A 13,171-nucleotide genomic window follows, 5' to 3' on the forward strand; every position below is an offset into this window, starting at 1 on the left:
AACCGATCCTGCTGCTCGCCAACCACATCCGCGATCCGGCCGTGCTACGCCAAGCCATGGCGCTGGTGCGCGAAGGCATCGCGGTTTCCGCGCAGGCCGCGCGGGCCGCGACCCGGCTACAGGTGGCACCGGGTGGCGCCGCAAGCGCTATTCGCGCATCTTCTCCTCCATGAACGCCCGCAGCACGTCCATCGCGGGTGCCTCGGTCCGCCCCTGCAGGCTGATCAGCGCAAACTGCGCGCTGGTATGGAGGCGCCGACACCGAAAGGCAACACTGGAGACGGCGTCGCCATGGCCGAGGCCGCCGGCTTTCGTCAAACGGTTGGGAATGTGGTCTTGTCTGCCGTGCGTGCCATGGCAAGAATGACCAGTCGTCTTAAATGTCAGATGCAACATGGCGCATACGCCACTATTGGTCGCGATCCTCCCAACCGATGCATGGCTTTTTGTGACGCACAAGTGGTCGATCGCTGCAAGACCGCCATCGAGGCCACACCAACGACAGCATGTGGCACGCTGGTGCTCTCTGGGTGGGCTGAGTGACCGTGCCGGTGGTTTAAGGCCAGGCCTCGCCGCGGTGTACCGGAGAGGCCCACACTTTGGTGGCCTTCCGCAAAAGTTGCCATGAGGACCATATTTGGTCTAAATTTAGTCATGACTAAAATTGCGTACGCTTGGAGCCGACCATGAAGTTCTCTACCCAAGTCAAACCCATTAGCTACCTCAAGAGCCATGCGGCCGAAATCGTCAAGGACATTTCCGAATCGGGCGAGCCGATGCTGATCACGCAGAACGGCGAGGCAAAGCTAGTGGTCATGGATGTCCGCTCATATGAACAGCAGGAGGAGACCCTTGCCCTTTTGAAACTCCTTGCCATGGGCGCACGTGACATCGATCGCGGGCATTTTCGCGATGTCGAGGAAGTCTTTGCCGACCTGGACAAGGAAGACCGCGAATGAGAGCGGTTTTCCTTGCAGGGGCCGAAGAGGATTTGAAGGACCTTCGCCGCTACATCGTCAAGAGCTTTGGCAAACCAATCTGGCAAGAGACCTTCCAGACGATCAAGGATTCGATTCGCGCAATTCAGACCTTTCCGGAAGGCGGCTCCGTTCCGGATGAACTTGCAGACTTGAACCCTCAGCAATATCGCCAGGTCATCTCAGGCATGAACCGAATCATCTATGAGGTCAGGGAGGAAATAATCTACATCCACATCACTTGCGACACCCGGCGTGACTTGAAAACACTCCTCTCCCGCAGGCTCCTGCGATCGTTTCCCTGAGGACCGGCTCACTCGATTGCGGCGCCTCGTCTATGCGCAACTGGAGATTGTACTGGTCTCTCACTTGGTGACTGTTGCCGTGGTAATCAATCGACAGAGCCAGCCAAGGCCTGCACGGCGCCTGTATCCTTCCTGCCGTGGTTCGAGATCAGCAAGACGGCGACAGCGGCCACCACGCCAGGGATGGCGAACACCATGAAATTGAACGTGTTGGGAAACTGCTGGCTCAGCATGTATCCCCCCAACGCCGGTCCTGACACGGCACCGAACCGCCCCGCTGCAGCTGCCCAGCCGACTCCCGTCGAGCGGATTTGCGCCGGGTATAGTTGTGCAGCAAAGGCATGCACGATGCACAAGGTACCGATCGTTGTCGCACCCGCACACATCAGGAGCAAATTGAGTACTACCTGTGTCTGCTTGTATCCCAGCAATTCGATCGAGATGGCGGCCACAGTAAAAAAGAGAATCAGGGTCGGCTTGCCGCCATAGCGGTCCGCCAGCCATCCGCTGCACAACCCGCCCAACACGGCGCCAATATTGAGAGTGATCAGGAACGACAGACTCGAACCAAGGGAATAGCCGTTGGCCGCCATCAGCTTCGGTAGCCACGTGTTGAGCCCGTAGACCATCAGCATGCACATGCCAAACGCGACCCACAGCAGGAAGGTATCGGCAGCCCTGCCGTGCGTGAACAGCTCCGCTGGGCGCAGGCGTTCGCGATGTTGAACTTTGGTATCGTCCAAAGTCGTCGCCAGGCCGGCCACGCTGCCTTGGTACTGCGGGGCGTAGCGCCTGAGAAGGGGTTCGGCTTCCGCGAAGCGGCCACTTCCGACCAAGAAGCTGATGGACTCCGGCAGCCAGCGATAGAGCAAAGGAAATGTAAGTAGCGGAAGTCCCGCGATAAGGAAGTTCGCACGCCAGCCAAATTCCGGGGTCATCGTCTTTCCCAGCATGGCAGCAATGACGCCGCCAACGGAATAGAAGCTGAGCATGATCGTCACCATGATATTGCGCTTTCTGGGCGGAGACATTTCCGTCATCAGGGCGACGATGTTCGGCACCATTCCACCCAGTCCCACGCCGGTCAGGAAGCGACAGATCGCGAACTGCGTTGTGTTCTCACAAAAGCCGTTAGCGAGCGCCGCCACACTGAAGAAGACCAGGCAGGCAAGGATGACTTTTCTACGGCCGAAGCGATCCGATGAACTGCCCAGTGTCAGCGCCCCTACCATCATGCCGAACAACGCACTGCTGCCGATGAAGCCCGCCGCGACGGGGGACAGATTCCAGTCGCTCATCAGGTGCGGTAGCACAGACCCATAGATCACGAGGTCATATCCGTCGAACAGCATCAACATCGAACACCAGAACATAATCATGAGGTGAAACGAATTGACGCGCGTATCCTTCAGTACATCGTCGGCGATGTTCTGTTTCATGGTGTCTCCAAGTTAAGTAATTTGCCGTTCTATGCCGGCTTGTCAGGTGCTACCGCGGGAATCTGTAATGGCGAACATGTGCGTTCGGAATCAGACGGCGAAGCGCTCAACCTCGCCTTCCCGCCAGACGATGCCGGCTCCAGCGGATTGACCGAAGTGAGCCATGCCGTTCTTGAATTCGATAGCTGGTTCGAGAATCGGGCCGGCGAGATCCATCCGCTCGAGCCAATGACAGGTAGGGGTTACCGCTAGAAGATGGGCGCTGAACTCCTGGAAGATGTGACTCGACATGGGAAGCCCGGCTTGCTCGGCCAATGCGCTGGCATGTAACCATCCGCTTACGCCGCCGATCTTCATCAGGTCCGGCATGCAAAGGTCACACGCTCGCGCTGCGAGCGCCTTGGCCATGTCCTCCGGGCCGAACCAGTTCTCGCCCAACTGCACGGGGACGTTCAGGGCGGCGCGGACCGCGGCATGGCCCTCGTAGTCGTGCTGCAAGGTCGGCTCTTCGATCCAGGCAATCCCTTCCTGTTCAAGCGCGCGCCCCCGGCGGGTGGCTTCCGGCACGGTCAGGCCCTGGTTGTAATCGACCAATATCTGGACGTCGCTGCCGACGGCGGCGCGAATGGCGCGTACGACGGCGATATCCTCCTCCAGCGTCGGATACCCGATCTTCGTCTTGACGGCGGTGAAGCCCTGCTCGACCGCTGCTTTCGCGCGCTCCCTGCCCAGCGCTACGCCATCCATGCTGTGACTGTCGTACGCGCGTAGCGGCCGCGCTTTGCCGCCAAGAAGTTCCACAAGCGGCAAGCCGCACGCCCTTGCCAGGGCATCCCACGCTGCCATTTCGATACCCGCTGTTGCCATCCTCACGATGCCGGTATTGCCGATGAGGCGAAAGCGCGACTGCAGCGCCTGGTCGATGGCGTACGGGGCGAGCGGCATACCGCCGACTACGGTCGCCAGCTCTTCGACCATCCGATGCACGGGCTTCAGCGCGAGCGGCGTATAAGTGAACACATAGGCCCGTCCCGTGACCCCGGCATCGGTCAGCAGGTCGATCAGTACCAGCGGCGACGACGCCACCGTTCCAACCGCGGTTCTGACCGGATACTGCAGCGGCACGTTGACGGACCGCGCACGCAGGCCGGTAATCTTGATCTCGTTCTTCATGGTGTACCGCAAAGAAGCGGCTCATTCGAATGCCGGTCTCCCTGTGCTTGCGGAGTGGCGGCCCAGATATAGTCACTGTTCAGTTGCGTCACGGCCGGACAGCCGATTTGCGCGAGGGTGGTATCGATCTCGCCCCTGAGCATGGACAAGACCGCTTCCACGCCGCGCTCGCCGTGTGCCGCGAGGGCATACAGCGTTGCCCTCCCGAGCAGCACCGCGCTTGCGCCCAACGCAACGGCCTTGACCACGTCGGAACCGCGGCGCACGCCACTGTCGATCAATACCGGCGCCGCGACACGTCTCACCGTGGCAGCCAACGTGTCGAGCGGCGCGATGGCCCCGTCCAGTTGCCGACCACCGTGGTTGGACAGGATGACGCCGTCCGCACCGAGGGCGATGCAGCGCTCGGCATCGTCGGGGCGGCTGAGGCCTTTGATCAGCAACGTGTGCGGCCACATGTCGCGCAGCCATTTGAGGTCGTGCCACGCAAAGCTGGCATCCATCTGGCGGCTCATCAGAGCCGCCTGTAGCTCGGCGTCCCTGACGTCTTCTGACGCAAAGTTGGCGAGCTGCGGCATGCCATGCCGGACGAAATCGCAGGACCAGCGCGGATGCAAGATGCCATCGAGCAGCGTGCGCAGGCTGTAACGCATCGGCATGGCGAATCCGTTGCGCAGGTCGCGTTCGCGCTTGCCATTGACGCCGACGTCCGTGGTCAGTACCAGCGTCGTATAGCCGGCGGCCAGCGCGCGCTGCACGAGCCGCTCGGCGAGCTTCCTGTGCACGATGTACAGCTGGAACCAGAGCTCGCCCGAGGCAACGTCCGCCACGGCCTCGATCGACGACGTCGACGCCGTGGACAGCGCGAAAGGTATGCCGAATTTGCCTGCTGCCCGCGCCAGCGCGAGGTCGCCATCCGGCCAGAAGATGCCGTTCAGCCCCGTCGGCGCGATCACCATCGGAGCGGACAACGGCTTGCCGAAGAGCGACGTCCGGGTGCTGCGACTGCTGATGTCGACTAGGCGGTGTGGCTGGAACTTGACCTTTTCGAAGACGTCCCGGTTGTGCCGGAGGCCGAACTCGTCCTCCGCTCCGCCTTCGAGGTAATCGAACACCATGCGCGGAAGACGCTTCCTGGCGGGGGCGCGGTAATCTGCCGTGTTGACAGGCTTGTTCATGACATAGTCCCCGGCCCGGTCAGGCACGCGTCTCCACCTCGATGAGCACGGGCCGGTTGCCGGCAAGCGCCTGTCGAAGCGATGCGATCAGCGCCTGGCTGCTGTCGGCGTGCAGCGCCTCGACGCCGTAGCCTCGCGCCAGCGCGCAGAAGTCCAGTCCAGGCACATCCAGGCCCGGCACATTGTCTGCTTCGAGCACGCCAGCAAACCACCGCAATGCGCCGTACGTGCCGTTCTTCATGATCAGGAAGATGGCCGGAATGTTGTACTGCGCTGCCGTCCACAGCGCCTGGATGCCATAATTGGCAGAGCCGTCGCCGATCACGCCGATGACTCGGCGATCCGGCTTCGCCAGCTGGATGCCCACTGCAGCAGGCAACGCAAAACCCAGTCCGCCGGCCGCGGCGAAGTAGTAGCTGCCCTGCTCGGTCATGCGCAACCGCTGCCACATGATGTTGGTCGTGGAGGTGGACTCGTTCACATAGATGGCGTTGCGCGGCGCCATCTCGTCCAGGATGTCGAACACGCGCTCGGGCGCCAACGGGCCGGTCTCTTCCTCGGCCAGCGCGGGACGCTCGCGTGCCGTCGGCATCGGACGCGACGCCTCGCTTGCCGCCTGGGCAAGCGCACGCAGCGTGCCGGCGATGTCAGCGATGACGGCGTCACCCATCGGGGCCCGCGCAGCCTCGTTGATGTCACAGGTAATCGAGATAAGACGCGTGCCTTTGGGCAGGAAGTCGCCCGGCTCGTACTGGTGGTACCTGAACACCGGCGCACCGACGACCAGCACCAAATCGTGGCCTTCGAGCAGCCGGCTGATGCTCGCGATACCGGCCGGCAGCAGGCCTCGGAAGCATGCATGCGTGGTCGGAAACGAACAACGCGGTGCGGAGGGAGCCATCCAGACCGGCATCGCCAGCTTTTCGGCCAGCGCGACAGCCGATCCATTGGCGCCGCACGCGTCGACATCCGGGCCGACGATCATCACCGGATTCGATGCCGTCTCCAGCGCGCGTACGAGCCGCGACAGCCCATCCGGCCCCGGCATGCCTGCCATCTCCACGCGCCGGCTGGCAAGGTGCTCGACCCCAGGACCCGCCTCCTGTTTCCAGTCGTCGTATGGCACCGACAGATACACCGGACCTGATGCGGGCGTCGCGGCCATGTGGATCGCGCGGCTCAAGGCCAGCGGCACCTCCTGCGCGCAGCTTGGCTCGCCACTCCATTTGACCAGCGGGCGCGGCAGGCTGGCGGCGTCCACGTTGGCCAGCAAGGCCTCGACACCGATCATCGGCCTGACTTGCTGCCCCGCGGTCACCACAAGCGGGGTATGCGAGTTCCAGGCATTGGCGAGCGCCCCCATGGCATTGCCGGTACCGGCCGCCGAGTGGAGATTCACCAGCGCCGGCTTGCCGTTCGCCTGGGCGAACCCGTCGGCCATGCCCACGACGGCACCTTCGTGCAGGCCGAGGATGTACCGAAAATCCTCGGGAAAATCCTTGAGAAAGGGAAGCTCGTTGGAACCTGGGTTCCCAAAAAACGTGGTCAATCCCTGCGCGCGGAGGATCTCGTAGCAAGCCTGGTGGACGGTCGTCATAGCGAATATTCCTGGTCAACGCAGGCATGCTAGGGGTCCACCATAAATAAATCCAATCATCATTTTTTGGATCTTAAAATAGATGCCATCTATATGAACGCGCGGACTTATGACCACGGACCTGAACCTGATCCGGACTTTCGTCGCTATTTACGAGACGCGGAGCGTGAGCGCGGCAGCGAAGCGGTTGAACGTTACGCAGCCGTCCGTCAGCTACGCATTGAACCGCTTACGCGATGTGCTAAATGACCCGCTTTTCACACGCACGCGGGACGGCATGGTGCCTACCTTTAACGCCACGCAGCTCTTCCATGCGTTCAGGGTTGCGCTGGACAGCATCGAAGCGGCCATCTCGGCGACGCGACAGTTCGAACCACAACGCTCGAAGCGCTCGTTCCGGCTAGCGCTTTCCGATTTGGGCGAACTGTATTTCCTGCCGCTGCTGGTGCGCGAACTGAAGCAGATTGCCCCGCACGTCGGCCTGGAGATCGTACAGATGGACAGTGAGCGTATTGGCGACTGGTTGCAGACGGGCAGTGTCGACGCAGCAGTGGGGAACGTACAGCTTGCTGGCGCACGGGCGCGAAAGAAGACGCTTTTCACGGAAAGCTATTCCTGCCTGTTAAGCGCCACACACCCAACAATCGGCGACACACTGAGCCTCGGAGAATACGTGGCGGCAGAACACGTCGTGGTGGCGCCATTCAGTGGTCATCACCTGGTCGAGGACGTAATGAATGAAATGGGACTCGCGCGCAAGGTCGCCTTGCGGGTTCCACACTTCACCAGCCTTGTTGCGGTGATTGCCTCCACCGATTTACTGCTGACGCTGCCAACCCGCATCGCCCATGCATTTGCTGAGGAAGGCCGCATGCGGGTGCTGCCGTTGCCGTTCCCGATTCCGTCTTTTGACGTCAATCTGTACTGGTATCCGCATGCAGAAGATTCGAGCGCACAGCAATGGTTTTGCGACACCATCAGTCAAGCCCTCAGCACGGTCTGACGCTCGCCGCAGGCCGTTGAGGCGGGGATGCCAGATCCCCCCCAATCTGATACGGGCGATAGTTGCCGAGGCAGGTGCGAATTCCACCTGAGTCCGCGAGCGCAGCGGCCAACAGTTCCCAGACAAGTGTCGGGACGTTCCCGACTAAGCAGTCTGCCGCCGCCGACTGGCCACCTTTTTCGTTCCCGCGCGCACAGGATTATCTTCCACGGGCGCATCCTCGCCTCTTGCGTGCAAGGCGTGGCCGCAGTCCACACCGGGCGTTAGGCGTAGCGCCCGGCACAAAAATAATTTACATTGCGCTTTAGTCAGCATTTCAGCCCGGTTCCAGATGGCTTCTGCTGAATATTGTTATAGCTCAAGCACTTAGCGCTGCCTCCATGGCTCAGGATCCCAGTACGCACGCCGTCACCAAACTCACCCGCACCGAATTTGCCGTGGTCCGTGCCTATGCGCAGGGCATGCGGCCGGTGGACATCGCCAACCGCTACTTGCTGGACCCGGATGAGGACGAGCACCTGAGCGAACCCCAGGCGATCCAGCGCATCCTGGCCTTGCGCGACCGGCTGGTGCAGTTCGCCCTGCAGCATGGCCAGCCCGAGATCGCCGGCATGTTCGAAGCGCTGCGCGCGCGCTCAGAGGTTGGCATGTCCCGGCGGGTAGACGCCGTATCGGCGCTCGAGCGGCTTGGGCAAGGCTACCCGCAGCCCCAGCACGAGGTGTCGCTCTGGTTCAAGCCGAGCCTGGCACGCCGGCTGGTGGCGGCCAATATCCGGCGGATTGAGGACCTGACGTCCTTGGCGAACCGGCGCGGCAGCAGCTGGTGGCGCACGGTACCACGCATCGGCGCGCAGTCGGCCGAGGTCATCACGCACTGGCTGGTGCGCCAGCGCCCGGCCATGGGCGCCGCGGCGGTCAAAGCCTATGTGCTGCCGCCTGCCGCCCACGCCCGCCGCGACGCGCTGGTGCCCTTGGCCTTGGCCCCCGGTATGCCGTATCCCGTACCACTCGAGCATATGCTGGCGCCGGCCCCGAGTACCGCGGCAGGGCCAGCGCTTGCCGCCGATCTGGCGTTCGTACGCGCCTGGCTGCAGGACCGGGCGCCGCATACCCGCAACAGCTATCGGCGCGAGGCCGAGCGGCTGCTGTTGTGGAATGCAGCGCGCAAGAAGGGGCTGCAGGCGTTGGAGGCCTGCGATCTTGAAGCTTATGCGGAATTTTTAGCGGACCCTCAGCCGGCGGCGTTCTGGTGCGGCCCGAGCGGGGCGCGCGACAGGATGCACTGGCGGCCATTCGAAGGGCCGCTGGGAGCCAGTTCGGTGGCGGCCGCCTTACGAGTGGTTCGGGCGCTGCTACGCGCAATGGTCAAGGCCGGGCATCTGGCGAGCGCCCCGCTCATCCCAAGGCAAGCCACCGCCGCTGCGCCCACGGCGCTGCGCGCGCCGTCCGTCCACCCCGACGTGGAGGCCTTCCTGGTCTGGTTGGGGGAGGCGCGGCAGGGTCCGAGACATCGTGCTGCGCTTGCTGCAATACAGCTCATGCGCAGCGCCAGCTTGCCACTGAGCGAGCTGGCGGCGCTGCGCTGCGCCAGCCTGCATGCGGGTCCCGACGACACCTTACTGCGACGGCCGGGTTCGCGGCAGCAGCTGGTGGCCCTTGACGCTGCCGCCCGACAGGCCTTGCAGGCGCATTGGGCCGATCGTGGCTGGCCAAGCATGATGCCGCCGGCGCAAGCAGCGCTGTTGGCCCCGACGGTACAGCCTGCCACCAAGCGCGGGCGCAACAAGCGGCTTGCGGGCGTGGCGGCAGGCTACTCGGCCACCGGCCTGGATCAATTGCTGCGTAGTCTGTGGCGGCACTTCTGTGTGCAGCGCGGGGAACTATCGGAAGGGTTCACACCCGGCCAGCTTCGCACCCGCGCCAGCCGGGCCTGAGCTACTAGCGCCTGGAGGCCAACGTCAGCCGAGTTTCGCGCTGCGCGAAGCTCCAGAGCCAACAGCCTTTTCCCCACCGCGATTTCAAGCGATGCAAGCAGGTCGCAGAAGCCTTCCTGCCCACAATCCTGGCATTGCGAGAGTGCGCGTAGTACGGGGCCGGCCTCGCCGTTTTATTTACCATTATCTGAATAATGGTAATTGAATGTCGGCGCTGGCTATAATGCGTCGCATTGGGCTGGAGAACCGCCTCGGGTCTGGCCCGGCGACGCGCCAACCCGGCCGCCCACCGCCGCCTTGGCCCGCCATGACGATTGACCAGAGCCCTGCCCGTACTGCCGATGAATACCTCAGCCCTTCCGCCGAACGCACTGGCTAGCCCGGTGCTGCCAGCAGGGCTCTCCGACCCCCAACTGGTGCTCGCCTGGCTCGACACCAAGTCCGCCGCGGGTCTCGGTCTGCGCACCAGCACGCGCAGTCAGTACGAACTCGAGGCGCACCGACTGCTCTGGTACGCGCACGAGCTCGGCCGGCCGCTGCGCACCTGGCAGGTCGCGCATGCCAGCAGCTACCTTGCCTTCCTGCGCGACCCGCCCGCGCACGCAGTCGGCGACGGCCGAGCGCGCCGCGCCAGCCCTGGCTGGCGGCCGCTGCGCGGCCCGCTCTCCGAGGCGTCGCGGCGCCAGAGCGCAGTCATTGTGGGCATCCTGTTCGACTGGCTGGTACGGGTCGGCGCGCTGCGGGTCAATCCGTTCGCCATGGTTCCGCGTGCGCGTGCCGTTACCGGCCCGGGCTCGCAGCGGCGCTTCCTCGAACTGGAACAGGTCGTCGCGGTATTCGAAGCGATCGAGGCTCGCCCGGCGCCGACGTTGTGGGCGCAACTGCACAAGGCGCGCGACCGCCTGTTGCTTGCGCTGCTGGTCCAGACCGGTTTGCGCGCCTCCGAGGTTGCCGCGCTGACGTGGGCGGACTTCGAACTCCAGCCTGGCCGGTCACGCACGTTCTGGACTGTGCGTATCCGGCAGGCGAAGGGTGGCGACGATCCGCTGGTGCCGTGCGACAACGCGATGGACGAACTGGCGCGTTTCCGACGCCTGGTGGGTCTGCCCCCCGCGCCGAGCGCCACTGACACCATCGCGGTCATCCCGGCGATCGGGGGCGGACGTCAGCGCGCCGCGCCGGTAGCCGACCCGCTCGAGCTACAAGCAATGCTGGGCCGGCCGCTCCGTACGCGCCAAGGCATCTATGTGATCGTGCGATCGGCCTTTGCCGAGGCGGCCGATCGCCTAGAGCGAGAGCACCAAGGCGAGCAGGCGGCCAGGCTGCGCGCAGCGTCGACGCACTGGCTGCGGCATACCCATGCCACGCAGCTGCTACGCGCTGGCGTGCCGGTGACCGACGTGCAGCGCGCCTTGCGACATCGCGACATCAACACTACGCGGCGGTACACCCACGAGACGCTGGAAGACGTAGCACGCGCGTTGGCCGGCAAGATTCCGGGCGCCGCGTAGGGGGCTTCGTCGAAAGACACTCTCGTATCCGGCCCGATGGCCAAGCATTCCCCGCAGTGGGGCCAGACCACGCTGCGCAGCATACTCGCACGCGCTTGCGGGATCCTTCGGTGCATTCAGTCGAATGGGCCGTGATTTGATGACGTAGACAAGCGCCGTCCCCTCTGGGCATTGGCGACTCTTCCACTAAGCGCTGAAGCAAAAATTGTGGCGGTATGCAGTGCTGCGCCGGGATTCTTCTCTCTTCCCCAGCTTGGCTGCACCCGGCATCTGTGTAGCCTGCTGGCCCGCACGCGCTCAGACATACCCTTTGGGAGCCAGGCCGTCGCCCGCGAAACAGTACCGCGTCTGAGAGCAGAAGCGGGGCGATACGCAACGGCATGCGGCGTGAGTGCAGCGGCCGTTTGGCTACGCGTCTCTGCAAGCTTTGCCGCTGTTCGCACCGAGCGGGCACGACGCCAGCAATTCGCCGCGCTCTATCGCAAGCGAACTTCGCACTCATGGCCGGGCGGTGACCCAGCCTTCCTCGGCTGAACGGGTCGGCATGCCGGCGGATAATGCCGCTCCCCAAATCCTTTGCCTACCCGTCGTGACCTCCCGGGATTTTGAGGTACTGAGACGGGTCCGAACTTGGGAAGGTCTGCGAGTAGCAGTTGGCACCGTCCCAACTTGGGAAAGTCAGCGAGCTTCACATGTGGCGCCGTCCCACCCACCTTGGGAGCATCCGTGAGCTGCGCTAGGACTGTCCCAACTTGGGAAACTCGACGAGCTACGGCTAAGCACCGTCCCAACTTGGGAAAGTCTGCGGCCTGCAAGTGGCGCCGTCCTTGGGAACGTCGATGAGCCGCGCCTGGACCGTCCCAACTTGCAAACCTCGATGAGTTGCGGTACCACCGTCCCAACTTGGGAAGGTCCGCGAGCCTGCACGCGGCACCGTCCTACCATGGGAAGGTCTGCGATTGGCACTGAAGCGTCCCAACTTGGGAAAGTCGGCCTGCATGTGGCGCCGTCCTTGGGAACGTCGGCGATCTGCGCCTGGACCGTCCCAATTTGGGAAACTCGCGGAGCTGCGGCTAGCACCGTCCCAACTTGGGAAGGTCCGCGAGCCTGCATGTCGCACCGTCCTACCGTGGGAAGGTCTCGATTGGCACTGAAGCGTCCCAACTTGGGAAAGTCGGCCTGCATGTGGTGCCGTCCTTGGGAACGTCGGCGATCTGCGCCTGGACCGTCCCAATTTGGGAAACTCCCGGAGCTGCGGCTAGCACCGTCCCAACTTGGGAAGGTCCGCGAGCCTGCACGTCGCACCGTCCTACCGTGGGAAGGTCTGCGATTGGCAGTCAAGCGTCCCAACTTGGGAAAGTCGGCCTGCATGTGGCGCCGCCCTTGGGAACGTCGGCGATCTGCGCCTGGACCGTCCCAATTTGGGAAACTCGCGGAGCTGCGGCTAGCACCGTCCCAACTTGGGAAGGTCCGCGAGCCTGCACGTCGCACCGTCCTACCGTGGGAAGGTCTGCGATTGGCAGTCAAGCGTCCCAACTTGGGAAAGTCGGCCTGCATGTGGCGCCGTCCTTGGGAAAGTCGGCGATCTGCGTCCTGGACCGTCCCAACTTGGGAAGGTCTTCGAACCGCACCTGGCACCGCCCTACTTGGGGAGCTCTACGTCGGCACTGAAGCGTGCCAACTTGGGAAAGTCAGCCTGCAGCATGTAGCGCTGTCCGTGGGAACGTCGACGAGCCGCGCCTGGACCGTCCCAACTTGGGAAACTCGATGAGCTACGGCTACCACCGTCCCAACTTGGGAAGGTCTTCGAGCCGCACCTACCGTCCTACCGGGGGAAGGTCTGCGATTGGCACTGAAGCGTCCCAACTTGGTCTACGGCCTGCATGTGGCGCCGTCTTGGGAACGTCGGCGAGCCGCGCCCGGACCGTCCCAACTTGGGAGGCTCGACCCGCCGCTAGCTCCGTCCATACTTGGGAAAGTCTGCTCGCGGCGATGTCAGCGTCGAGTAGACAAAAAAAAGCCCGCTCGAGGCGGGCTATGTACTCTTCTAGGAA

The 13,171-nt window shown here is 63.4% G+C and carries 11 protein-coding genes; 6 read left to right on the plus strand and 5 right to left on the minus strand.

The features are described 5' to 3' along the window. Positions 1-5 precede the first annotated feature (5 nt). Positions 6-173 (plus strand): hypothetical protein, encoded by a 168-nt coding sequence (locus ABNX08_RS42370; RefSeq protein WP_374063826.1) that lies wholly within the window; start codon positions 6-8, stop codon positions 171-173. Here ABNX08_RS42370 and ABNX08_RS42375 read toward each other — a convergent pair. Continuing rightward, positions 148-396, minus strand: coding sequence for a hypothetical protein (locus tag ABNX08_RS42375; protein WP_349606766.1), 249 nt, complete (start codon positions 394-396; stop codon positions 148-150). The two genes, ABNX08_RS42370 and ABNX08_RS42375, sit on opposite strands and share 26 nt — an antisense overlap. A 290-nt stretch (positions 397-686) precedes the next feature. Here ABNX08_RS42375 and ABNX08_RS42380 point away from each other — a divergent pair, with 290 nt between their 5' ends. Both ABNX08_RS42380 and ABNX08_RS42385 read left to right on the plus strand, forming a co-directional pair. Then, positions 687-959: a type II toxin-antitoxin system Phd/YefM family antitoxin gene (locus ABNX08_RS42380; RefSeq protein ID WP_349606764.1), complete on the plus strand. Its 273-nt coding sequence runs from the start codon at positions 687-689 to the stop codon at positions 957-959. Further along, complete coding sequence (locus tag ABNX08_RS42385; protein WP_349606762.1) at positions 956-1,282, plus strand: type II toxin-antitoxin system RelE/ParE family toxin; 327 nt, start codon at positions 956-958, stop codon at positions 1,280-1,282. Before ABNX08_RS42380 ends, ABNX08_RS42385 begins: the two co-directional genes overlap by 4 nt. An 86-nt stretch (positions 1,283-1,368) precedes the next feature. Here ABNX08_RS42385 and ABNX08_RS42390 read toward each other — a convergent pair whose 3' ends face one another. The 4 genes from ABNX08_RS42390 to mdlC form a co-directional block, all read right to left on the minus strand. Continuing rightward, the gene (locus ABNX08_RS42390) at positions 1,369-2,721 is read right to left on the minus strand and encodes an aromatic acid/H+ symport family MFS transporter (RefSeq protein ID WP_349606760.1); all 1,353 of its coding nucleotides are present in this window, start codon (positions 2,719-2,721) and stop codon (positions 1,369-1,371) included. A gap of 90 nt (positions 2,722-2,811) precedes the next feature. Next, positions 2,812-3,894, minus strand: a complete 1,083-nt coding sequence (locus tag ABNX08_RS42395) for an enolase C-terminal domain-like protein (RefSeq protein WP_349606758.1) — start codon at positions 3,892-3,894, stop codon at positions 2,812-2,814. Beyond that, a complete protein-coding gene (locus ABNX08_RS42400; RefSeq protein ID WP_349606756.1) occupies positions 3,891-5,072 on the minus strand; it encodes an alpha-hydroxy-acid oxidizing protein in 1,182 nt (393 codons plus the stop codon). Before ABNX08_RS42400 ends, ABNX08_RS42395 begins: the two co-directional genes overlap by 4 nt. A 19-nt stretch (positions 5,073-5,091) precedes the next feature. Beyond that, positions 5,092-6,669 (minus strand): benzoylformate decarboxylase, encoded by a 1,578-nt coding sequence (gene mdlC / locus ABNX08_RS42405; protein WP_349606754.1) that lies wholly within the window; start codon positions 6,667-6,669, stop codon positions 5,092-5,094. Positions 6,670-6,778: 109 nt separating this feature from the next. On the opposite strand from mdlC, the gene ABNX08_RS42410 reads away from it, so the two are divergent. The 3 genes from ABNX08_RS42410 to ABNX08_RS42420 all read left to right on the plus strand — a co-directional run bounded on the left by ABNX08_RS42410 (position 6,779) and on the right by ABNX08_RS42420 (position 11,117). Beyond that, positions 6,779-7,672, plus strand: coding sequence for a LysR family transcriptional regulator (locus ABNX08_RS42410; RefSeq protein WP_349606752.1), 894 nt, complete (start codon positions 6,779-6,781; stop codon positions 7,670-7,672). Between the two features lie 380 nt (positions 7,673-8,052). After that, positions 8,053-9,606: a phage integrase family protein gene (locus tag ABNX08_RS42415; RefSeq protein WP_349606750.1), complete on the plus strand. Its 1,554-nt coding sequence runs from the start codon at positions 8,053-8,055 to the stop codon at positions 9,604-9,606. A 341-nt stretch (positions 9,607-9,947) separates the two neighbouring features. Continuing rightward, positions 9,948-11,117 (plus strand): tyrosine-type recombinase/integrase, encoded by a 1,170-nt coding sequence (locus tag ABNX08_RS42420; protein WP_349606748.1) that lies wholly within the window; start codon positions 9,948-9,950, stop codon positions 11,115-11,117. Positions 11,118-13,171 lie beyond the last annotated feature (2,054 nt).

The sequence above is a fragment of the Cupriavidus sp. DF5525 genome, from assembly GCF_040149425.2.
Classification (GTDB): domain Bacteria; phylum Pseudomonadota; class Gammaproteobacteria; order Burkholderiales; family Burkholderiaceae; genus Cupriavidus; species Cupriavidus pickettii_A.

Excerpts from the sequence above, each read along its gene's own strand:
- ABNX08_RS42375 (WP_349606766.1), bottom strand. The coding sequence starts at position 396 with ATGTTGCATCTGACATTTAAGACGACTGGTCATTCTTGCCATGGCACG.
- ABNX08_RS42380 (WP_349606764.1), top strand. The coding sequence starts at position 687 with ATGAAGTTCTCTACCCAAGTCAAACCCATTAGCTACCTCAAGAGCCAT.
- ABNX08_RS42385 (WP_349606762.1), top strand. The coding sequence starts at position 956 with ATGAGAGCGGTTTTCCTTGCAGGGGCCGAAGAGGATTTGAAGGACCTT.
- ABNX08_RS42390 (WP_349606760.1), bottom strand. The coding sequence starts at position 2,721 with ATGAAACAGAACATCGCCGACGATGTACTGAAGGATACGCGCGTCAAT.
- ABNX08_RS42395 (WP_349606758.1), bottom strand. The coding sequence starts at position 3,894 with ATGAAGAACGAGATCAAGATTACCGGCCTGCGTGCGCGGTCCGTCAAC.
- ABNX08_RS42400 (WP_349606756.1), bottom strand. The coding sequence starts at position 5,072 with ATGAACAAGCCTGTCAACACGGCAGATTACCGCGCCCCCGCCAGGAAG.
- mdlC (WP_349606754.1), bottom strand. The coding sequence starts at position 6,669 with ATGACGACCGTCCACCAGGCTTGCTACGAGATCCTCCGCGCGCAGGGA.
- ABNX08_RS42410 (WP_349606752.1), top strand. The coding sequence starts at position 6,779 with ATGACCACGGACCTGAACCTGATCCGGACTTTCGTCGCTATTTACGAG.
- ABNX08_RS42415 (WP_349606750.1), top strand. The coding sequence starts at position 8,053 with ATGGCTCAGGATCCCAGTACGCACGCCGTCACCAAACTCACCCGCACC.
- ABNX08_RS42420 (WP_349606748.1), top strand. The coding sequence starts at position 9,948 with ATGAATACCTCAGCCCTTCCGCCGAACGCACTGGCTAGCCCGGTGCTG.